This window comes from Janthinobacterium sp. PC23-8 (assembly GCF_002250505.1).
In the GTDB taxonomy this organism is placed as follows: domain Bacteria; phylum Pseudomonadota; class Gammaproteobacteria; order Burkholderiales; family Burkholderiaceae_D; genus Janthinobacterium.
In genome coordinates this window covers 195970-217598 of record NZ_NJGY01000005.1, presented here as the reverse complement: position 1 = coordinate 217598, position 21629 = coordinate 195970, and the positions used below count along the sequence as shown (strand labels likewise).

Annotated in this window: 22 protein-coding genes and 1 pseudogene; 11 read left to right on the top strand and 12 right to left on the bottom strand. The window is 62.9% G+C overall.

Features of this window, described 5'->3' with window-relative positions; all coding sequences use genetic code 11:
* Positions 1-51 precede the first annotated feature (51 nt).
* From CD932_RS27490 to CD932_RS27465, 6 genes and pseudogenes are all read right to left on the bottom strand, one after another.
* The gene (locus tag CD932_RS27490; protein ID WP_094446061.1) at positions 52-1509 is read right to left on the bottom strand and encodes a M23/M56 family metallopeptidase; all 1458 of its coding nucleotides are present in this window, start codon (positions 1507-1509) and stop codon (positions 52-54) included.
* 2 nt (positions 1510-1511) lie between these two features.
* The gene (locus tag CD932_RS27485; protein WP_094446060.1) at positions 1512-1889 is read right to left on the bottom strand and encodes a BlaI/MecI/CopY family transcriptional regulator; all 378 of its coding nucleotides are present in this window, start codon (positions 1887-1889) and stop codon (positions 1512-1514) included.
* Positions 1890-2038: 149 nt separating this feature from the next.
* Positions 2039-2199, bottom strand: a pseudogene (locus CD932_RS29605) (CHASE3 domain-containing protein); the annotation flags it as partial.
* A 129-nt stretch (positions 2200-2328) separates the two neighbouring features.
* Entirely contained in the window at positions 2329-2724 is a 396-nt protein-coding gene (locus CD932_RS27475; protein WP_094446058.1) for a hypothetical protein, read from the bottom strand.
* 26 nt (positions 2725-2750) lie between these two features.
* Positions 2751-3398, bottom strand: a complete 648-nt coding sequence (locus tag CD932_RS27470) for an SDR family oxidoreductase (protein ID WP_094446057.1) — start codon at positions 3396-3398, stop codon at positions 2751-2753.
* Between the two features lie 358 nt (positions 3399-3756).
* The gene (locus CD932_RS27465) at positions 3757-4539 is read right to left on the bottom strand and encodes a TonB-dependent receptor (protein ID WP_094446151.1); all 783 of its coding nucleotides are present in this window, start codon (positions 4537-4539) and stop codon (positions 3757-3759) included.
* 178 nt (positions 4540-4717) lie between these two features.
* Between CD932_RS27465 and CD932_RS27460 the strand changes: the two genes are divergently transcribed.
* The 3 genes from CD932_RS27460 to CD932_RS27450 all read left to right on the top strand — a co-directional run bounded on the left by CD932_RS27460 (position 4718) and on the right by CD932_RS27450 (position 7457).
* Positions 4718-6088 (top strand): DEAD/DEAH box helicase, encoded by a 1371-nt coding sequence (locus CD932_RS27460; protein ID WP_094446056.1) that lies wholly within the window; start codon positions 4718-4720, stop codon positions 6086-6088.
* A gap of 140 nt (positions 6089-6228) precedes the next feature.
* The gene (locus tag CD932_RS27455; protein WP_141213393.1) at positions 6229-7008 is read left to right on the top strand and encodes a hypothetical protein; all 780 of its coding nucleotides are present in this window, start codon (positions 6229-6231) and stop codon (positions 7006-7008) included.
* Entirely contained in the window at positions 7005-7457 is a 453-nt protein-coding gene (locus CD932_RS27450; RefSeq protein WP_094446054.1) for a hypothetical protein, read from the top strand. The genes CD932_RS27455 and CD932_RS27450 overlap by 4 nt, the downstream gene beginning before the upstream one ends.
* 155 nt (positions 7458-7612) lie before the next feature.
* Here CD932_RS27450 and phbB read toward each other — a convergent pair whose 3' ends face one another.
* The gene (gene phbB, locus CD932_RS27445; RefSeq protein ID WP_094446053.1) at positions 7613-8371 is read right to left on the bottom strand and encodes an acetoacetyl-CoA reductase; all 759 of its coding nucleotides are present in this window, start codon (positions 8369-8371) and stop codon (positions 7613-7615) included.
* 163 nt (positions 8372-8534) lie between these two features.
* Between phbB and CD932_RS27440 the strand changes: the two genes are divergently transcribed.
* Complete coding sequence (locus CD932_RS27440) at positions 8535-9410, top strand: universal stress protein (RefSeq protein WP_094446052.1); 876 nt, start codon at positions 8535-8537, stop codon at positions 9408-9410.
* 9 nt (positions 9411-9419) lie between these two features.
* Here CD932_RS27440 and CD932_RS27435 read toward each other — a convergent pair whose 3' ends face one another.
* From CD932_RS27435 to CD932_RS27425, 3 genes are all read right to left on the bottom strand, one after another.
* Positions 9420-9785, bottom strand: coding sequence for a hypothetical protein (locus tag CD932_RS27435; RefSeq protein WP_094446051.1), 366 nt, complete (start codon positions 9783-9785; stop codon positions 9420-9422).
* A 171-nt stretch (positions 9786-9956) separates the two neighbouring features.
* Positions 9957-10532, bottom strand: coding sequence for a hypothetical protein (locus CD932_RS27430; RefSeq protein WP_094446050.1), 576 nt, complete (start codon positions 10530-10532; stop codon positions 9957-9959).
* A gap of 132 nt (positions 10533-10664) precedes the next feature.
* Positions 10665-11828 (bottom strand): mandelate racemase/muconate lactonizing enzyme family protein, encoded by a 1164-nt coding sequence (locus CD932_RS27425; protein WP_094446049.1) that lies wholly within the window; start codon positions 11826-11828, stop codon positions 10665-10667.
* 101 nt (positions 11829-11929) lie between these two features.
* Here CD932_RS27425 and CD932_RS27420 point away from each other — a divergent pair, with 101 nt between their 5' ends.
* Complete coding sequence (locus CD932_RS27420) at positions 11930-12823, top strand: LysR family transcriptional regulator (protein ID WP_094446048.1); 894 nt, start codon at positions 11930-11932, stop codon at positions 12821-12823.
* A gap of 9 nt (positions 12824-12832) precedes the next feature.
* Here the strand turns inward: CD932_RS27420 and CD932_RS27415 are convergent, their stop codons facing one another.
* Positions 12833-13717: a zinc-dependent peptidase gene (locus tag CD932_RS27415; protein ID WP_094446047.1), complete on the bottom strand. Its 885-nt coding sequence runs from the start codon at positions 13715-13717 to the stop codon at positions 12833-12835.
* A gap of 224 nt (positions 13718-13941) precedes the next feature.
* Positions 13942-14442 (bottom strand): winged helix-turn-helix domain-containing protein, encoded by a 501-nt coding sequence (locus tag CD932_RS27410; RefSeq protein ID WP_254926788.1) that lies wholly within the window; start codon positions 14440-14442, stop codon positions 13942-13944.
* A 555-nt stretch (positions 14443-14997) separates the two neighbouring features.
* On the opposite strand from CD932_RS27410, the gene CD932_RS27405 reads away from it, so the two are divergent.
* The 6 genes from CD932_RS27405 (at position 14998) to CD932_RS27380 (ending at position 21538) form a co-directional block, all read left to right on the top strand.
* Positions 14998-15249: a hypothetical protein gene (locus CD932_RS27405; protein ID WP_094446045.1), complete on the top strand. Its 252-nt coding sequence runs from the start codon at positions 14998-15000 to the stop codon at positions 15247-15249.
* Positions 15250-15652: 403 nt separating this feature from the next.
* On the top strand, positions 15653-16663 hold the full coding sequence (locus CD932_RS27400) for an ABC transporter substrate-binding protein (protein WP_094446044.1): 1011 nt from the start codon (positions 15653-15655) through the stop codon (positions 16661-16663).
* A 16-nt stretch (positions 16664-16679) separates the two neighbouring features.
* Entirely contained in the window at positions 16680-17501 is an 822-nt protein-coding gene (locus CD932_RS27395; protein WP_094446043.1) for an ABC transporter permease, read from the top strand.
* An 11-nt stretch (positions 17502-17512) separates the two neighbouring features.
* Positions 17513-18304, top strand: coding sequence for an ABC transporter ATP-binding protein (locus CD932_RS27390; RefSeq protein ID WP_094446042.1), 792 nt, complete (start codon positions 17513-17515; stop codon positions 18302-18304).
* Positions 18301-20199, top strand: a complete 1899-nt coding sequence (locus tag CD932_RS27385) for an ATP-binding protein (protein ID WP_254926787.1) — start codon at positions 18301-18303, stop codon at positions 20197-20199. The genes CD932_RS27390 and CD932_RS27385 overlap by 4 nt, the downstream gene beginning before the upstream one ends.
* On the top strand, positions 20192-21538 hold the full coding sequence (locus CD932_RS27380; protein ID WP_094446041.1) for a sigma-54 dependent transcriptional regulator: 1347 nt from the start codon (positions 20192-20194) through the stop codon (positions 21536-21538). Before CD932_RS27385 ends, CD932_RS27380 begins: the two co-directional genes overlap by 8 nt.
* The last annotated feature ends 91 nt before the right edge of the window (positions 21539-21629 follow it).

Genomic DNA, 21629 nt, shown 5'->3' with positions numbered 1-21629 from the left:
AAGTGGTGGTGCCGGCCCGGGACTCCAGGCCGGCATGTGACGGGTTGCTCTTTAGTGGCCGAACTGCTCCTTGCGCATGCGCAGGGCACGCGCGCTGGCATGGGCATCCAGGCCGGCCAGCCACTGTTGCGGATCCTGCAAACGCCCGTCGCGGCTGACCTGGAAGTGCAGATGCGGTCCCGTCGCCAGACCCGTGTCGCCCACCGTGCCGATGGCCTGCCCGGCCGTGACGGCCGTGCCATTGGCGAGGGTAACCCGGTCGAGATGGGCATACAGCGACTCGACGCCGCCGCCATGGTCGATGCGCACGGCCTTGCCCAGGCGCGCATCCTCGCTGACGCTGGCGATGCCGTCGGCTGCCGCATGGACTGGCGTGCCGCGCCGCGCGGCCAGATCGATGCCGCGATGGCCCTGCGGCGTCATCGGGCGCACTACGCCAAAAAAACCGGTGACGTACATGCTGTCGAGCGGATTGCGCCAGGCGGCTGGCGCCGCAGGCAGGGCAAGCGGCGGCGTGCTGACAGGCAGGGACTTGTCGTTCACTGTCCACGCCAGCGCCGGCTGCAGCGCCAGGCTGGCCACGCCGATGGCGCACAGCAGCAGCGCCGTCAGCATCCGCTGCAAGGGATGCAGTTGCCTTGGCCCGTCACGCATCCGAACCAGGCGCTCGGCCATGCCGCTGCTGCCACCAAAGGCCAGCCCCGGCAGCGATTGGGCCTGCAGGCCCAATTGCCTGACCAGCGCCGCCGCATATTGCTGGCGCTCGCGCTGGGGGCGACCTTCCAGCACCTGGCGGTCGCAACCGAGTTCCTGCGCCCACGCCAGCTTGCCGGCCAGCCAACGCGCAGCCGGATTGAACCACAGTAAGGCTTGCAGCACGGTGGCCAGCAGCAGGAGCAAGGGATCGCGGCGGCGCGCATGGGTCAGCTCATGGGCGATCACCAGCTGCTGCTGCCCTGGCGTGAATTGCGCCAGGTGCGCCGGCAACAGCAAACGCGGCCGCCATATACCGACCAGCATCGGAGAAATTGGCGCGTCCACTTCCAGCACGTCCAGGCCGTGCAGGCGGCGCGGCTGCGCCAGTTGCAGCAAGGCGCGCAACATCGCGCGGCCACGCCGCCAGCGCCATGCCGTCAAAGCGACGCCGAGCAGATAGACCAGGCCCCACGCGGCCGGCGCCAGCGCCAGCCACGGCGTGCCCGATGGCATGGCGGAATCTGGCACATCGATGGCAAACAGCGCGACGGGCAATCGAGCGGCTGAGGCAGCGGCCAGCAAGTGCGCCGGCACGGTCAGTTCCGGCACCACGCTCAACTGCCGCGTCTCTGGCAGCAGCGGCAACAAAAAGGCGGCGGCCAGCACCAGTTGCGCGCCCAGCCACACGCTGCGCTGGGCGGCCAGCGCGGGCCAGTAGCGTTGCGCGACGCTCAGCATGGCCCACAGCAGCAGCCCCGTCAGCAGGCAGGCGGCGCTGGCCTGCAGCAAGCTCAGGGTCAAGGAGAACCACATGCTTACTCCTTCGCGTCGCTGGGCCAGTCCTGCAGCAGCTGCTCGAGCTGCGCCAGTTCCTGCCGGTCGACCAGCTTGCTGCCGGTAAACATGGTCACTGGCAATGGGCTGTCGAGCTCCATCACGCGGCGCCCGAAATCATGGGCAAAGGCGGCCAGGGTCGCCACCTTGTCGGCGCCGGTTTCATACACCAGCACGCCCTGCTCGCTGCGCTGCACCAGCAGGCCTTTTTCCAGCATGCGCTCGACCGTCTTGCGGGTCGATGAAAACGACCAGCCCAGTTCTTCTTGCACGCTGGCGTGCAGCGCGCGCGCCGACAGCGGTTGCCCTTTCCACAGGGCTTTCAATAACGTCAGTTCGGTAACGGAGGGCGTGGCCACGGCTGTCCTTTGCAGAAAGATGAACAGCGATTATGCGACAACTGTCACATGCTGCGCAAGCAGTTTCTGCGACAAGTGTCACACAGCCTGTTCATGCCTCAGAACTCTTCCCACTCACCCTCGCTGCGCCACGGCGAGCCGCATGGCGATCACGGGATCGAGCGCGTCAGCCAGGCTTGCTGCGCCGTTCCCAGCTGCTCCAGGCGCCGTTGCTGGGCAGGATAGTCACTGGTCAGCACGCGCATATGGCCCAGCTGTTCGGCCAACGCCGCCTTGCCTTTGTTATAGGATTCCAGCGAGCTGTCCCCCCCGTGATCACATAGCCTCGCTCACCTGTTTCCATATTAATCAGGCTTTCCAGCAGTTCGCCGACCTTGAACGGGGAAACGCCCGAAATGTCTTCCGATGAGCATTCCGGACCTAGCAGCCTTAGATTGGTCTACTTAAACCAGCGCGCCGCTGCTGCAGCTGTATCTTGTGGCGTAGTGTTGAACGCGATGGCGGCGGCGGGCGCGGCGCGGTGTACGGCATTGACGATCTGTTCAAACAGCAGCAGACTTTTCGGCGGAATACGGATGCCGCCACCGATCACCACAGCGTCATAATCGACGCTGCCAAGTTGCTGCTGGATTTCGATGGCGGCGCTGTCGTCGGGCCGAACGAGGCACAGGTCGGCGTGCCAGCCGCGCTCGGCCATCTGCGCCATGCCGCCAGCGATGCCGGCATGGATCTTGGCCGCGTCGAATCCCGGCGGCAGCGCGGGATCGGAAAAATCGACCGTCTCCGGCTGCTGGCCGATAAACAAGACCTTCTTCGTGCTGTTCGATGCGTTCATGTTCTGCTCCTTGTGTGATGTTGGCGTTATTGCCATTGGCGGAAGGTTTCTTGCGCGAAGTCGCGGTAATTGCGCGGTGGCCGGCCCAGGAGATCGGTCAGGCGTACGACGTCGAGCTCGGCCGCGACAGCGCCATCGATCTGGTAGCGCCGCATCATCGCTCGCCTGTCGCAGGCTTTCCACGCCGGTGCATTCGCCTTGATGTTTTTCTCGAACGCGTCGAGATCTGTCAGCGGATCCTTGAGCATGGTGTCATTCTGGAAAAAGTACGACGGCCGCAGGATGGTAGCCGGCAAATCGAGCTGCTCGATCATCCGTTCGAACGCGTATTTGCCGATAAAGTGCGACACGTCAGTAAATTCAGCGCTGCGTGTGACCGATAGATATACGATACCCTGCACTCCCGCCTCGAGGGCCAGGCCCAGCGTGTTGATCGCTTGCGTCAACTCGTCCGGCGCATTGCTAACGAGCAGGAACAGCGTTTTGACGCCGGCCAGCGCTTGCCGCATTGCGTCGGCATCGAGCAGATCACCCTTGACAGCGCTGACGCCTTCAGGAAAACGGGCCTTTTCCGGCGAACGGGCCAGCGCGCGTACCTCAGCGCCGCTGCGTGCCAATGCATGGATGACTTGTGTGCCGATGCGACCGGTGCTGCCGGTAACCAGGATGGTCATGATGCACTCCTTGGTGGTCAGGTGAGATGCCATCTTAGATGATCCGTTTTCTGATGCATAGATGATAATATTGGGACACATTGTCTCAATATTGGAACACTTATGGATCTTTTGGCGCTTGCTGACTTCAATCTGCTGGTCAAGCATGACGCTTACTAAGAAGGCATCAATGACCAAGGTAATTTTTGATCGTTCAACTGTTCACGGGGATTACTTTGACCGCTTCCGGGACAGGCACCAGGAAGTCGCCTGTCGGCGCGTGTTCGTTTGCTCGCAGAATTGACCCAGTCTGTTTGACCCGCCTTCCACTGTCTGGCAAACGCTGCCACGCGATCGTAAGACCCTTATAATAGCCCAGCTATTTCAGGTCCTCATGGATCTGCTTCAAATTGCGTCGCTGCTTGCGCGGCTTAGTCATCTCGGCTTTGAGCGCCCCCGAACTGCTGGCGCTTTTTCCGTTGTCGACCGTATAGCGGCGCGGGATCAGCTCGAACATCTCGGGCGCCTTGTAAGTGCGCGTGAGCGCCAGGCGCACCTGGTCTACGCCACGCAGTTTCCACAGGCTTTGCAGCAGCGGGCTCCACACTTGCGAGCGTACATGCACCTGGCCGCCGACGATGTTGCTGGCGGTGCGCAAGCCTTCCCGGCGCAGCCCCAGGCAGAGCGAGCAGCGCGCGGACACCGCCCATTCGTCCTGCGCGTACAGCGCCAGGCGCATGGCGTCCATGCCCTGCTTGCCTTTGCCCTGCCGTTCCAGCGCCAGCATGGGTTCGATCGGCGCCGCGCCCTGCGCCACGGCGAGCCGCATGGCGATCACGGGATCGAGCGCGCCGGCCAGCCAGGCTTGCTGCGCCGTTCCCAGCTGCTCCAAGCGCTGTTGCTGGGCAGGATAGTCACTGGTCAGCACGCGGATATGGCCCAACTGTTCGGCAAACGCCGTCTTGCCTTTGTTATAGGGCTCCAGCGAGCTGCCCCCCCCCCCCGTGATCACATATCCACGCTCACCTGTTTCCATATTCATCAGGCTTTCCAGCAGTTCGCCGGCCTTGCCCAGCACCTGGTGAGTATGGGTATTGATGGCGTTGGCATTCGACAGCTTCGAGAAATTCAGGGTGCCGATGGTAACCAGGACGGCCACCATCAGCGCCACCACGGATGCCTTGATCTGAATCAGTTACAGCGCTTTTTCTCCATGCTGTTATACTTCGCGTGTGCGGCACATATGACCAGTCCCCTTGCCGCTGTCTTTCGACCCTAATCTGATTGCCTGCGACTGGCGCCTCCCGATGGCGACAGGCCGATCTCACAATAAAGTTACCATGTCCTTTTCCTCCCTCGGATTGTCCGACGCTATCGTTCGTGCCGTTACCGAACACGGCTACACCGTACCGACCCCGATCCAGACCCAGGCGATTCCCGCCGTATTGGCTGGCGGCGACCTGCTGGCCGGCGCACAGACCGGTACCGGCAAGACGGCCGGCTTTACCCTGCCCGTGCTGCACCGCCTGTCGACCGACGCCAATGGCGCGGCCATCACCAGCAACACCTCGACGCGTCCGATCCGCGCGCTGATCCTGGCGCCGACGCGCGAACTGGCCGCCCAGGTCGAGGAAAGCGTGCGCACCTACGGCAAGTACACCAAGCTGAACTCGACCGTGATCTTCGGCGGCGTCGGCATCAACCCGCAAATCAAGCAGCTGAAACATGGCGTTGACGTGCTGGTGGCCACGCCGGGCCGCTTGCTCGACCATATGGGCCAGGGCACGGTCGATCTGTCGAAAGTGGAAATCCTGATCCTCGACGAAGCCGACCGCATGCTGGACATGGGCTTTATCCGCGACATCAAGAAAGTGCTGGCCGTCTTGCCGCCGAAGCGCCAGAACCTGCTGTTCTCGGCCACCTTCTCGGAAGAGATCAAGGCCCTGGCCGATGGCCTGCTGAACAAGCCGGCCATGATCGAAGTGGCGCGCCGCAATTCGACCGTCGAAGTGATCAAGCAGAAGATCCATCCGGTCGACCGCGACAAGAAACACCCGATGCTGTCCTACCTGATCAAGTCGAATAACTGGACGCAAGTGCTGGTATTTACCCGCACCAAGCACGGCGCCAACAAGCTCGTCGAGCAACTGGGCGCGGACGGCATCGGCGCGCTGGCCATTCACGGCAACAAGAGCCAGTCGGCGCGCACGCGCGCGCTGTCCGAGTTCAAGGATGGCACCCTGCAAGTGCTGGTCGCCACCGACATCGCCGCGCGCGGCATCGATATCGACCAGTTGCCGCACGTGGTCAACTACGACCTGCCGAACATTCCCGAAGACTATGTCCACCGTATCGGCCGTACCGGCCGCGCCGGCGCCAAGGGCGAGGCCGTGTCGCTGGTCTGCGTGGATGAGCACGAAATGTTGAAAGACATCGAAAAGCTGATCAAGCAGACCCTGCCGCGCGAAGTCATCGAAGGCTTCGAACCGGACCTGAACGCCCGCGCCCAGCCTGTGCAATTGCGCAGCGGCACCGGCGGCCACCGCAACAACAGCCGCGCGCCAGCCGGCGCCGTGGTACGTGTCAAAACCGGTGGCAGCGGCGCCAAGCCACGCAGCGCCGGCCCAGCGGGCGGCGGTGGCGGCGGCAACCGTTCCGGCAATGCGCCGCGTTCGGCAGCGTCGCATCGTTCCGGCGGCCGCGGCCGCTAAGACCTTGTCTTGCTGACTGAAAATGCGCTCCGCAACTCTGTTGCGAGCGCATTTTTTACGTCTGTACGCTTGCTCCATCACAATATCAGTGCCGCCGCCTGAGGGGACAATCGAGGTATTTTCCCTTTCCGGCTACCACCATGTTCCGCTTGTCCCGCTGGTCCCGTTCATTTGCGCTATGCCTGTTGCTGGGCGGCTGCGCCACATCATCCGATCGCCTGCCGGCCACGCCGCAAGTGGTGGCGCTGGCCGATGACGCCAAATTCCTGCAGTCATTCGCCGAACTGGCGCTGCGCCATCGCGACAGCTATGATCGCCTGCGGCCCTATCTGAACGAGCAGCAGGAGGCCAGCGAAAAACTGCTCGACCGCCAGCGCCGCGCCATGCATGCCGACGTGGCGCTGATACAGCTGGGCGTGACGCAATACCTGCAGGGCCTGGGCCAACTGGCGCGCCAGGACCGCTTTGCCTACACCGGCGAAATCAATGCGGCCGGCGTGGCGATCCGCGCCTGGCCTGGCACCGGTATCGACGACCACGCGGTCAGCGCATACACCATCTTGCTGCGGCTGCTGGCACGCATGCAAGGCGACAACGGTCAGCGCCAGTTGCTGGGCCAGCTGATGCGCGACGGCGACGCCGCGCTGCAAACGCTGGTGTCGACCTTGAACAGCTTGCTGCGCCTGTACGACAAGGCCGGCGACAATGAGCGCGATATCGTGCTGGGCCTGCTGGAGACCGATATCGCCTTTGCCGACACGCCGCCGCAGCGCCTGCTGGCGGTACTGGCGAAAACCGTGCAGCAGAGCAAGGTCGACGAATATCGGCTCTACGGGCTGCGCCATACCCTGGCGCAGCGGCAACTGGCGGCGCTGGCGCTGGAACATGCGCGCCTGGCCAGCATGGGAGCACTGCCATGAGCGAGCGCGAACGACGGGAAGCCGCCCTCAGCAGCGCAATCCGGGTCGAACAACTGGGCGACAGCCTGTCGCAGGCCGCCACCGCCCTGCACGACGCCGTGATGCGCGCGATCCGCAAACGTGCCAGCCTGGGCGAGGCCGGCATCACCCAGGCCCAGGCGCAAACCGTGTTCGCGCTGGAGGTGGCACTGCGCCAGCAGGCCAATGCCCTGTACGCCGACGCCGCCGGCCATATCATCATGGGCCTGGGCACGGCCCAGCGCCAGCTGAGCGGCCTGCTCGACGCCGTGCGCCAGCGCATCGCCCGTCACGACAAGGTCAGCGACTGGATCAGCCTGGCGACCAGCCTGCTGAACCTGGGCCGCGCCGTGCTGGCGCGCAGTGCCGAACGCATCCTGTCGACCCTGGCGACGGTGCACGAACGGCTGCAGGACATGGCCGGCGATTGAGGGCGATCGAGCGCAGCCAGTGCGCCACAAAGGCAAAGGGCAGGGCATCGCTGCCCTGCCCCTTGCCTTGCAACCACGCCACTACCGCGCTACTTCCGGCACCGCTCCGCCTCTGTGTGCGCACTCGATGCCGGGTCTCCTCCACCAACCTGAAATCAACTCATGTGCTGCCCGCCATTGATGGCGATATTGGCGCCCGTGACAAACGCCGCTTCGTCCGAGGCCAGGTAGGCGACCAGCGCCGCGACTTCCTCGGGTTCGCCCAGGCGGCCGAGCGGAATTTGCGGCAGGATTTTCTTTTCCATGATGTCGGGCGGCACGGCGGTGACCATCCGCGTGCGCAGGTAGCCGGGCGACACCGTATTGACCGTCACGCCATGGCGCGCCACTTCCAGCGCCAGCGACTTGGAAAAACCGTGCACGCCGGCCTTGGCGGCCGCATAATTGCACTGGCCGAAAGCGCCTTTCTGGCCGTTGACGGACGAGATATTGATGATGCGGCCCCAGCGGTTCTGCAGCATCGGTTCGAGCACCTGCTTGCTCATGTTGAAGACGCTGTCGAGATTGGTGCGCATCACTTCGCGCCAGTGCGCGCGCTCCATCTTGCGCATGCTCTGGTCGCGCGTGATGCCGGCATTATTGACCAGCACATCGACCCGGCCGAACTGCTGCAGCACATGGCCGACCGCCGACCGGCAGGCGTCGAAATCGGCGACATCGGCGGCCAGCGCATGAAAGTTGAAATCGGCGGCGCGCTGCTCTTCCAGCCAGTGCGCCACGCGCGGGTTGCCGGGGGTATGCATGGCCACCACGGCAAAGCCGGCGCCGTGCAGCCGGCGGCACAAGGCCGTGCCCAGGCCGCCCATGCCACCGGTTACCAGCGCCACGCGTTGTTCAGCCCATTGTTGATTCATCTCGCCTCCCTCTTGAATTGTTTTTCTGAGTGGGATCAAGTGTAGAAGCAGTTTTTATCAGCGACTTTGCGCAATATCAAAGGCTCAGACTGCCGCAGCCGTGCGCAGGCAAGCTGCTGGTCTGTGCCAGAATGGAGGCCAGTTCTCCTTGAAAGGCCGGCTCATGAGCTATAAAACCGTGTTGCTCCATATCGATGACGGCGCTGGGCGCGATGCGCGCATGGCGCTGGCGGCCAGCGTGGCGCAAGCCTGCGGCGGCCACCTGACGGGCGTGGCGCTGACGGGCGTGTCGCGCCTGCTGTACCAGCACCAGCCCGACCTGGACGCCGACCCCAACCTGTCGCTGCACCTCAATTTCTTGCGTGAACGCGCGGCGCGCGCCTTGGGCGGTTTCGCGCAGCAGGCAAGCAGCGCCGGCGTGGCCTCGTTCGAGCAGCGGGTGGTCGACGACGAAGCGGCAGGCGGCATCAGCCTCCTGGCACGCTATGCCGACCTGGTAGTGATCAGCCAGTACAACGCGGCCGACAAATCACCATCGGTGATGCGTGACTTTCCCGCCTACGTGCTGCTCAATTCGGGCAAGCCGGTGCTGATCGTGCCGTATGCGCTGTCGCAGGCGCAGCTGGCTCAGGCGCATCACCCGGCGGCGGCGCGCAATGTGCTGGTGTCATGGAATGGCAGCAAGGAAGCGAGCCGCGCCGTGAGCGCCGCCCTGCCCTTGTTGCAACGCGCCGGCCAGGTACATGTGGCCGTGTTCGACGCCCAGTTGCATGCGGCCGAGCATGGCGACCATCCGGGCGCCGATCTGCTGCAATACCTGGCGCGCCATGGTGTGCAGGCAAAACTGTTGTTACTCGATGGCGGCGCCACGCGGCGCGGCGATATCGGCGAAGCCTTGCTGACGCAGGTAGCGGAACTGTCGGCTGATTTACTGGTGATGGGCGCCTACGGCCACTCGCGGCTGCGCGAAACCATCCTCGGCGGCGTCACGCGCACGGTGCTGCAAAGCATGACGATCCCGGTGCTGATGGCGCACTGAATTACCTTCTCATCCACCTTCGGAATGCCAGCTCTGCGCGCGGATCTTGGCCACCTGGCGCTGCGCCAGCCACTGCCACAGCTGCAGCGCATCGTCCTGGCGCAGCGCCGTCATGCGGCGCGGGCTGGCCAGGGCGATCTCGCAATCGCGGTCCGACCATTCCTCGAAAGTGACTACGCCACCGCTAGCCACCTCGACCTGGTACATCAGGCCGTCGTCGTAGCCGAAACGCAGCACGGCGCTGGCCGGGCCGCCGTCGGCACCGATGCCGCCATTGCAATACACCTGATCCAGCGCTTCGGCCAGTTGGCTCGGCGTGGGGGCGCTGATGTCGCGCCCGTCGGGCCGGGTAAGAATGAACCATGCTTGTGTCATGACGCTCCCCTGTCCATACTCGTTAGCGTGCGGCTGTCAAGATGGCGGACAGTAACGGTGACGCCAAGCAACTCTGGCGCATGGGAACCATCCCTGTCGGCACTATTCATGCGATTAATAGTAACAGGGATCAAGGCGCACAAGCGCGGCGCGTTTTTATTTATCGCCGGCTCAAGCCACGCGCACGGGAATGCTGAGCGGATCGAAATCTTCCCAGTCGCCGTTGACGATATTGCCTTCGGCCTGCTCGAGGTTTTGCGCGCCCAGCTGGCGCAAGGCGGCCAGCGCCCGTTGCGCTTCGTCGTCGCCCGCGACGGCCACCGCGATCAGCATGCCGGGCTGGCGCGGACGGCGCCGGTTTTCGTGCCCACTGCCTTCGCCCGCCGGCACCTCTTCGGATTCGCCGGCGCCCTTCATCTTGTTCAAGCTGTACAGCGAGCCCACGTGGGCGCCCACCAGCGCCCCCACCACCGGACCGAGCGGACCGGTCGCCAGCACCGTGGCCGCACCAACGCCGGCGCCCACCGCAGCGCCGACGGCGGCGCCTTCGGCGATGCCTTCCGGGGTTTCCCTGGCACCCGGCGACATGTCGCGGTCGCCACCGAACTCGTGCAGATCATGCTGGCCCGGCTGGTTGACAAAGAAGGCGCTGATGCGGCTGTCGGGAAAACCCGCCTGGCGCAGCGCCACGCGCGCCGCATCGACCTCGTCCTGTAACTGGAAATGCCCTGCAAGAATACGTGACATGATGGTTCTCCTGGTCGCTTGTCGATGAGCGGCGCAAGGCGCCCCCGTACATAGCCTGCGCTTGCGGCCCGATCGCGACTGTACGCTCGCGCACACTGCCCACACATCAAGCGGCGCCAACGCAGGGGCCGATTACGCCAGCTTGCGCATTTCGTGGTACAGATCGGCCTTGCCTTCAAAGCCGATGCCCGGCAAATCCGGCAGCACGATATGACCGTTGTCGACCTTGACGCCATCCGGAAAACCACCATACGGCTGAAACAGGTCCGGATATGATTCATTGCCGCCCAGGCCCAGGCCAGCGGCGATATTCAAGGACATCTGGTGGCCGCCGTGCGGGATGCAGCGCTTCGGCGACCAGCCGTGTTCCCTCAGCATATCGAGCGTGCGCAGGTATTCCACCAGGCCGTAGCTCAGGGCGCAGTCAAACTGCAGCCAGTCGCGGTCGGCGCGCATGCCACCGTAGCGTATCAGGTTGCGCGCATCCTGCATTGAAAACAGGTCTTCGCCGGTGGCCATCGGATTGGTATAGTAATTGCGCAAGGTGGCCTGCAGCTCGAAGTCGAGCGGGTCGCCCGGTTCCTCGTACCAGAACAGATCGTATTGCGACAGCGCCTTGGCGTATTTCACGGCTGTGTCGAGGTCGAAGCGGCCATTCGCGTCGACCGCCAGTTTCTGGCCGTCCTGCAGCACGCTGAGCACGGAATCGATGCGGCGCAAGTCTTCGTCGAGATCGGCGCCGCCGATTTTCTTTTTCACCACCGTATAGCCGCGGTCGATATAGCTGCGCATCTCGTCCTTGAGCTTGTCGTGGTTCTGGCCCGGGTAGTAATAGCCGCCGGCCGCATAGACAAAGATATGGCGGTCCGGCCTGCCGTTGCCGTAGCGCTCGGCCAGCAGCTGGAACAATGGCTTGCCTTCGATCTTGGCGACCGCATCCCATACCGCCATGTCGATGGTGCCGATCGCCACCGACCGCTCGCCATGGCCGCCCGGCTTTTCATTGGTAAACATGCAGTTCCAGATCTTGTGCGGGTCAAGATTGGTGCCCTCGTCATTGACCAGGCTGGCCGGATCGGCCTCCAGGATGCGGGGGATAAAGCGCTCGCGCATCAGGGTTCCCTGGCCATAGCGGCCATTCGAATTGAAGCCATAGCCGATCACGGGCTTACCGTCGCGTATCACATCGGTCACCACGGCGACCAGGCTCAGTGTCATCTTGCTGAAGTCGATATAGGCGTTGCGGATGGGGGAACTGATGGGGACGGTCTTTTCGCGGATTTCAAGGATGTTCATAAGAGTGGCTCCTGATTAAGTGAAACCGAGCTTACTCTTGAATTTGACACTTATAATTCACCTCAATTAAAACCATTATTCAATTCAAGTGAAGAGTGTAAATGCATACTGAAACCGCACCCGACCTGGCGTTTTTCGTGCTGCTTGCCAAACTGGGCAATATGGCGGCCACCGCGCGCGAACTGGGCGTGACGCCACCGGCCATTACCAAGCGCTTGAGCCTGCTGGAGCAGCGCCTCGGCGTACGCCTGGTCAACCGCACCACGCGCCGCATCAGCCTGACCAATGAAGGCGAGCTGTACCTGGCGCAGGCGGCGCAGATCCTGCATCAGATCCGCGACCTGGAGGAAGCCGTTTCCAGCGGCCGCGCCGCGCCGAAGGGTTTGCTCAGGGTCAATGGCACACCCGGTTTTGGCCGCAGCCGCATCGCGCCCATCGTCTCGCGCTTTGCCCATGCCTATCCGGCAGTGGAAGTGGAACTGCACCTGACGGACCGGCCGATCAGCCTGGTGGAAGAAGCGTATGACGTGGCAATACGCTTTGGCGAATTGCCCGATACACGCCTCACCGCCAGGAAACTGATGAGCAACCGGCGTTTCCTGTGTGCCTCGCCGGCCTATCTGAAGCAGGCGGGCGAACCGCAAACGCCGCAGGAACTGCACCGCCACCGCTGCATCCTGCACCGGCAGAACGACGATGTATACGGCACCTGGCGCTTGCAAAAGGGGCGTTCGGTGGAGCTGGTGAAGGTGCGCGGCGCCGTGTCGAGCAACGATGGCGATATCGTGCTGAACTGGGCGCTGGACGGCCACGGCATCGTGCAGCGCTCGCAGTGGGATGTGGCGAAATACCTCGACAGCGGCCGGCTCAGGGAAGTGATGCCGGACTACACCCTGCCGTCGGCCGACCTGTATCTGTACTACCTGAGCCGCAGCAACCTGCCGGCCAAGACGCGCGTTTTCATCGATTTCCTGGTGGCAGAGTTCAGGACGTAAACAACAGCGTCACCATTGCGGCGCATAATCAGGAGACTGCGTGCGGAACGGCGAGTGCAGATGCTCCGCCTCGCCTGGCGGCTCGGCCCAGTCGCGCGGGTCGACTTGATAAAACTTGAGAAACTCGGCATACAGCTCGGCGTGATGCTCGGCCATCTGGTACGGCTTTTCAAAAAACGTTTCGGTGGCGACGGCAAAGAACTCGGCCGGATTGGTGGCGCCGTAATGGTCCATCACGCTGTGCTGGTGGTAGATGGCGTCATGGCGCAGGTTGTCGAAGTCGCGCGACAACACGGTGGCCCAGCTGCGGTAGCTGGTAATGCTGGGCAAATACGGCGCGCCATTGGCGGCGCCAGATTCGCTGTCGAGCTGGTGCGCAAATTCATGCAGCACCACGTTCTGGCCATCGGTCCAGTCGTTTGCTCCGCGCTGCACATGGTCCCAGGCCAGCACCACCCGGCCATCGCCCCACGATTCGCCGAGCAGGCCATTGGCCGACGGCGTGACCACGCCGCCCGGCCCCACCTCATTGCGCGTGACGACGAATTCGTTGGGGTAGACGAGGATGGTGTCGAGTTCCGGATAGACCCCGGTGTCACGATTGAGCAGCAGCAGGCAGGCCTGGCCGGCGATGGTGTAGCGCATCTCGTCGGTAACTTCCAGCCCGCCGCAGCCGACAAACTTCTTTTGATATAGAAATTGTACCACCAGCCGGCGCAGTTGCTCCTGCAGCGGCGCCGGCATATGGCGGTAGACGGGAATATTGTTTTCAATAATGGCCAGTCCGTCGGGCGGTAGCGGGCGCGACAAGGCGCGCTTCAGGCGCCAACGCGGAAACCACAGCGACAGCACGATGCCGGCGGTGACGAGAGCAATCCACAGCAGGGGATTCATGCTGGCACCCGGCTCGGGCAAGTGGAAGGCAGGCAGGCGAAATCGGACACGGCGGGAACTCCTGGTTGAGGCAGTCCGACACAGATGGGGCTCATTGCCATCTTTTCAATCGCGCGCAAACCACCGCCGCCACGCCAAAAGCCGGGCGCGAACCCGGCTTTCGTTTTTGCCACCGCACAGTGCAATGATCGTCGTCGTTCCTGCCATTGCACTGCCGGCAGGATTTACGCCTCGCTTTTTTGCTGCGGTGCGCCGAACAAGGCGGCGACCAGCGGATCGCGCATCACCGGGCCACGGTTGACGCGGATTGCGTAGTGCGTGTCATCGGCCAGGATATGGAAATGCCGGCCGCTGCCTGCCATGCTTTGCTCGCGCAGGCCTGGACGGTCCTTGCGCGGTGGCGCGCCTTCGCGTTTCGGCTGGACGATGGCGGCCAAAAAGGCGCGCACGCGCTCAGGGTCGGGGGTCAGCTGATATACGGCCTTGCCCAGGTAGGTGGCGGTGCCTTCGATATAGCGGGCCAGTTCGATCACGCCCGCTTCGCGCAGGTCGCGGATGTATTTACGGGCGCCCGACGGCGAAAATTTGAGGAACCAGGCAATTTCATCGGCCAGCATTTCGTGCATCGACAATTCACCGATCAGCTTTTGCATGTTTTCAATACGGCGCAGCGTAGCCGAGGTGGAACGTACGCGCTCGATGGGAGCCATGGAAATCGGGTTCATGCGCTCCGGGGGGATCGGCGCCGCACGCTCTACCATTGCCATTGAGGACCCTTTTTGGGTTCCACGAAGTTCCTGGTGCGCTGCCTTCATTTCGCTCTTCACGTGAGACTGGGTCATTGCATGCATTTGAATACTCCTTGTAAACGATTGCCGGTAGCCTGAATTGCTGAGTGCCTGGTGTGTGCCAGGACATCACTAATTCCAGACGTCTGACCACAGAATGCCCGTCTGGGCGATCTTGGTCTGTGCGTTAACGAACATTAGTGAGCAGTAAGATCAAGAAAGTTAAAAATATTTCCGTGTGGAATTTTCACGCGTAATCAGTTACTGACTTGTCTCATGGTCTGAAACCAGTATTGCACTTCCATTGCTTTCTTAACGTGCGATGGCGAACAGATGCAGCAATTGCCTTGACATAAGATAAAGCCGATCGTCAGGCAAGCATTCGTTGTGCTGCCTGGCGCCCACGACCGATGACTGGCACGGCCCGGCATATCAAGCATAGAAGCCGCCGGCACCAGCCAGCATCTTCCAACCTGACTTTGCAAAGGAATCATGATGATGAAAATGCCTTATCTGCTGGCCGCCGCTGCCCTGATCAGTCTCTCCGCGTGCAAGAAACCTGCCGACGCACCGATGCCGGAAGCCGCGCCGGCCGCCACCGCCCCGGCGGTAACCCCGGCGCCAACGCCGGTTGATCCGGCCGCGCCCGCCACCACGCCTGAAACCGCGCCTGGCGCGACACCGGCGCCGCTGACCGATCCGGCCACCACGCCGGCCGTGCCGCCGGCCACGCCAGCGAAGTAAGCCCCCGGCACAAGGTAGTCGTTCCATCCGGCGCCGCGCGGCAAGAACATCAAGGCCAGCGCGGGCCGCGCCCCCACTCCTCGGGGGAGTTACGCGTTGCGATCAGCGATCCAACGCGTTTTTTTATGCTTGGAGTCGATTCCGGGCAGCAGGTTCACCGCTTTCGTCTTGATCTGCGTCAAGGACGTATCAAACAATGCGGCAATCCGCACAGCTTTTCACCCGCGCGTGCGGAAAAACCGACATCACCCGAAAAGCGCTTTGTGCACGCTAAAAATTAGCGTTTATAAACAATCACTTGCCATCCGCGGCAAAATACGCTTCACTGGCACGAAAGATGCTGTTGTGTTGTGATGGCCGCCGTCAGAGCAGCCCGCAAACATCATCTATATCTGGAGACAGCATGACCCACCCTGCCCGCATTTCGTCTTTTTCATCCTTTTTCAATACCAGGGCCCTGGCCGTCGCCGTGGCGCTGGCCGCGCAGTTCCCGCTGTCCGCGCATGCCGCCGACCTGGTGCGCCTGGGCAACCTGAAATTCGCCCACTACGGCGCGGTGGCCTACATGAAGGAAATCGCACCCAGGTACGACCTGAAGATCGAGGAACGCATCTTCGCCAAGGGCCTGGACATCGTGCCGGCCATGATCGCCGGCGAGATCGACGTCTCGGCCAGCGCGCTCGAAGCGGCCATTACCGGCCGCGCCACCGGCCTGCCGGTCTACCTGGTGGGAGGCTTTGCCAAGGGCGGCGTACAGATCGTCGGCCGCCCCGACCTCAATATCAAGGGCATCGCCGACCTGAAAGGCAAGAAGATCGGCGTTACGCGCGGCGGCCCGCAAGAGATCCTGCTGTTTGCCGAACTGACCAAGGCCAAGCTGAGCTGGTCGGACAAACCGGGCAAGGACGTGCAGATCCTGTACATGGGCTACCCCGACCTGAACCAGGCGCTGCTGACAAAAGACATCGACGTCATGAGCCAGTCCGAGCCGTATTCGACGCAGGCGATCCACAAGAAATATGGCGCCGCCATCATCAAACCTTACGACACGCCGCTGGGCGAACCGGTGCGCGCCCTGGTAATGACGGAAAAAATGTACAAGGAAAAACCGGAAGTGGCGCAGCGCTTCATGGATTGCTTTGTCGCCGCCACCCGCGCCTTCCTGGCCGACCCGAAACTGGCGGAAAAATACGTGCGTGAATCGATGTTCAAGAACCAGATCACCAGCGAGGATTACCGCGACGCCATCGACAACGCCATCTTTACGGAAGACATTAGCCAGAGCCACGTGCAACTGACCACCGATTATATGGTGAAGTTCGGCGTGGGTCGCATGGCCAAGCCGCCGGCCGCCAGCGACTGGGTCAAGCTGGACCTGCTGGAAAAAGCCAAGAAATCCTACGCACCACGCTAACCCTGGAAGGCTGACGATGAATATACACATGATGAAACGCTTTGCGCACGGCGCCATCGTGCCGGTGGCCGTGCTGCTGTTCTGGCAGGCCCTGTCCACGTTTGGCTGGATCAATCCGCAGATCCTGCCTTCGCCGGTGGCGGTGGTGGTGAAATGGTATGAATACCTGATTCCGATGGAAGCGTACACCCCCGAAGCCGGCAACTACCTGGTGTGGATGTTCTCGGGCGAACTGCCGCACGACGCCTGGGCCAGCCTGTCGCGCGTGCTGGGCGGCTTTGCCATCGGCGCCGGCCTGGCCTTGCCGCTGGGGTTGCTGATGGGCACCAACCAGACCATCTACAAGCTGTTCGACCCGCTGGTGCAGGTGCTGCGTCCGATCCCGCCGATCGCCTATATTCCGCTGGCAATTTTGTGGTTTGGCCTGGGCAACCCGCCCGCCTTCTTCCTGATCAGCATCGGCTCCTTCTTTCCGGTGCTGATGAACACCATCGCCGGCGTGCGCCAGGTCGACGGCATTTATATCCGCGCCGCCCGCAACCTGGGCGCGGGCCAGATGACCATGTTTCGCCGCGTGATCCTGCCGGCCGCCACGCCGTATATCCTGGCCGGCGCGCGCATCGGCATGGGCACGGCGTTTATCGTCGTGATCGTGGCGGAAATGATCGCCGTCAATAGCGGCCTGGGTTTTCGCATCCTTGAAGCACGCGAGTATTTCTGGTCCGATAAAATTATCGCCGGCATGTTTACCATCGGCCTGTTCGGCCTGGCCATCGATATCGCCATGAATGCCCTGAATAACCATCTGCTGCAGTGGCACCGCGGCCTGGAACACTGAGAGGAACGGCCATGACCACCATCCATATCAACGCAGTCAACAAGATCTTCACCACCGGCGGCAGCGACGTCGTCGCCTTGAAAGACATCAACCTCGATATCGCCAGTGGCGAATTCATTTGCCTGCTGGGACCGTCCGGCTGCGGCAAGTCGACCCTGCTCAATGCGATCGCCGGCTTTTCGCAGCCCACTTCCGGCCAGATCCTGGCCGGCGGCAAGCTGATCACGGAACCCGGTCCCGACCGCGGCATGGTGTTCCAGGAGTATGCGCTGTTTCCGTGGATGTCGATTGAAAGCAATATCGCGTTCGGTCTGGAAATCGCCGGCAAGTCGCCCGCCGAAATCGGCGAACGGGTCGACATGCTGCTCAAGATGCTGGGCCTGACGGAATTCCGTTTGCGCTTTCCGAAAGACCTGTCGGGCGGCATGCGCCAGCGCGTGGCAATCGCCCGCGTGCTGGCCCTCGATTCCCCGGTCATGCTGATGGATGAACCGTTCGGCGCGTTGGATGCCTTGACGCGGCGCAACCTGCAGGACGAGTTGCTGAAGATCTGGAAAGTCTTCGGCACCACCATCGTGTTCGTCACGCACTCGATCGAGGAATCGATCTACCTGGCCGACCGCACCATCGTCATGACCTACCGCCCCGGCACCGTCAAGCGCGACGTGGCGATCGACCTGCCGCGCCCGCGCGACCCGAGCGACCCCGAGTTCAACCGCATCAAACGCATGCTGGGCGAGATGGTGATGGAAGAGCAGCAGAGGCACCATAACGCGGAAACGATGGCCAGCACCGCAGATTGAACTTGTTCAAGCGCTTGTACCTGTTGAAACCGCCGGCCAGCGCCCTGCTTGCCGGCGCCTCGCTGGTGCTGCTGGTGGCGCTGACCTGGTCCACCCATGCCTGGGTGCGGCAGCGCCAGCTCGATGAATTGCACCGCACCCTTGACTCGCGCGCCGAGCTGTATGCGGCGTCGATCGGCGGCGCCCTCAACAAATACGAATTCCTGCCGCTGGCGGTGGCGCAAAGCGAGGCCGTGGCGCAGCTGCTCGAACAGCCCACGCCAGGCAAGGTCAGCGAACTGAACGCCTACCTGGTCGATATCAACCGCCGCGCCGGCGCCTTTGCCGTGTATGTGCTCGACGCCCACGGCACCACTTTGGCGTCGAGCAACTGGCAGGACGCCAGTTCCTATGTCGGCGTCAACTATGGCTTCCGGCCGTATTTCAAGAACGCGATTGCCGGCGGCATCGGCCGGTTTTACGGCATTGGCGCCTCCACTTTCGAGGCCGGCTATTTTATCTCCCAGCCGGTGCTGCGCCACGGGCGCATCATCGGCATCGTCGCCGCCAAGGTCAACCTGGACTGGATCGAGCAGTCGTGGCGCTCGCCGGGCGCGGGCGAACAGATCTGGGTCAAGGACGCCAATGGCGTGATCATCCTGGCCAGCACGCCGTCCTTCAAATTCAATACCCTGGCGGCCCTGTCGGCGGCGGCCAAGCAAGACATCAGCAGCCAGCGCCAGTTCCTGCAAGAAAACCTGCCCATCCTGCCGCACCGCCTGCAGCGCCAGTTCGCCGATGGCGCCAGCGTGATGACGCTCGAGCATGTACAAACGGAGCAGCTGCCGGCCCTGCCGGGCACGGCCGACTATCTGGCCGTGAATCGTCCGCTGGGGCCGCTGCAATGGCAGATCACGGTGCTGGCCGAGCTGGACCAGGTTGACGCGGCGGCCCGCAATGCCGCCATCGGCGCGGCCCTGGGCTGGGCGATTCTGATGCTGGCGCTGATGTATGCGCGCCAGCGCCGGCGCCGCATCGCCGACAAGCTCAAGGCCCAGCAGACCCTGGCGCTGGCCTATGAACAGCTGGAAATCAAGGTGACCCAGCGCACGGCCGACCTGCTCCATGCCAATGGACGGCTGCAGGCGGAAGTGGCCGAGCGCGAACGGGCCGAGCAGACCTTGCGCTACGCCCAGGCCGAGCTGGTACAAAGCGGCAAGCTGGCGGCCATCGGCCAGATGGCGGCCGGCGTCACGCACGAACTGAACCAGCCGCTGGCGGCGCTGCAAACCTTTTCCGACAACGCCAGGGTGTTGCTCGCGCGCGGACGCGTCGATGACGCGCTCGACAACCTGTCGACGATTTCCGACCTGGTCAAGCGCCTCGGTTACGTCACCTCGCAACTGAAGGGTTTTGCGCGGCGCAGCGACGATGCCAGAAAACCCGTGTCGGTGCGCCAGGCGTTCGGGCAAACCATGCTGCAGGTGCGCACACGCAAGCATTCGCAGCGCCTCACCCTGCATGAAAGCTGGCCTGAAGACGAGCTCATCGTGCTGTGCAATGCCATCGGACTGGAACAGGTGTTCAGCAACCTGATCACCAACGCGATGGACGCCGTACCGGAACACGAGCCGGTACAAATCTGGCTGCAGGTGCGCAGCGAGGGGCAGCTGGCCGTGATCCATGTGACCGACAATGGCCCCGGCATCCCGCTGGCCTCGCTGGACCGCATCTTCGATCCCTTCTACACCACCAGGGAACAGGGCCTGGGCCTGGGCCTGTCGATCAGCGCCGGCATCGTGCGCGCGGCGGGCGGCGCGCTGGCCGTGCGCAACCGCTCGACGGCCGAAGGCGGCGGCGCGCAGTTTACAATCACGCTCACGCGTGAGCAAACCAAGGATCAGACGGATGCATGAGAACAACTTCGATGGCATGCAAGTGCTGCTGGTGGAGGACGACGCCGTGGTGCGCAAGGGCGCGCGCCAGTCGCTGGAGCTGGCCGGCCTGCAAGTGACCGCCGTTGCCACGGCCGAGGAAGCCCTGCCCTTCCTGGTGCCGGAATTTGCCGGCATTTTATTGAGCGACATCAAGCTGCCCGGTATCGACGGTTTGAAATTGCTCGATATCGCCGTGGCGCAGGACGCCAGCCTGCCGGTCATCCTCGTCACCGGCCATGGCGATGTATCGATGGCAGTGGGCGCCATGCGCCGCGGCGCCTACGACTTTATCGAAAAGCCGTTCTCGGCCGACCTGCTGGTGGAAGTGTGCCGGCGCGCGCTCGACAAACGCCACCTGGTGCTGGAAAACATGAACTTGCGGCGCCAGCTCGAACAGCGCGTCGGCATCGAGGCGCGCATCGTCGGGCGCAGTGCGGCCATGGCCAAGGTACGCCAGCTGGTGCTGAACCTGGCGCCCAAATCCGCCGACATCATTATCCTGGGCGAGACCGGCACCGGCAAGGAACTGGTCGCGCGCTGCCTGCACGACTTCAGCGAGCGGCGCGATCATCCGTTTGTCGCCATCAACTGCGGCGCCCTGCCCGAATCGATCTTTGAATCGGAACTGTTCGGCCACGAGGAAGGCGCGTTTACGGGCGCCCAGCGCCAGCGCATCGGCAAGATCGAATACGCCAACGGCGGCACCCTGTTCCTCGATGAGATCGAAAGCATGCCGCTGGCGCTGCAGGTGAAATTGCTGCGCGTGCTGCAGGAGCGCCAGGTCGAACGGCTCGGTTCCAATAAACTGATTTCGGTGAACTTTCGCGTGATCGCCGCCGCAAAGGAAGATTTGAATGTGCTGGCCGAACAGGGCAAGTTCCGCGCCGACCTGTATTACCGCCTCAATGTCGCCAGCCTTACCTTGCCTTCCTTGCGCAACCGGCGCGAAGACATTCCGCTGCTGTTCGAGTTTTTCGTGCTGCAGGCGGCGCTGCGCTATGGCCAGCCGGCGGCCCTCGTCAGCGGCGAACTGCTGGCCTCGCTGATGGCGCAGCGCTGGGCCGGCAATGTGCGCGAACTGCACAATGTGGCCGACCGTTTCGTGCTCGGTTTGCTCGACGATACCTTGAACCCGGCCGGCTGCCGCGAGGCCTCGCTCGCCGAGCAGGTCGATGCGTTCGAAATCTCGATTATCGAAGAGGCGCTGCGGCGCCATAACGGCAATGTGATCGAGGCGGCGGCCAGCCTGAATATTCCGAAAAAAACCCTGTACGACAAGCTCAAGCGGTTCGATATTTCCACCGAGCAGTTTCGCTGACGCTGGCACGCTTGTCAGTCATGCGCCGACATGGGGCTGAGGCGTGCTCCTACCTGCTTGATGGATTCTATATGTGACAATGCCGCATCGA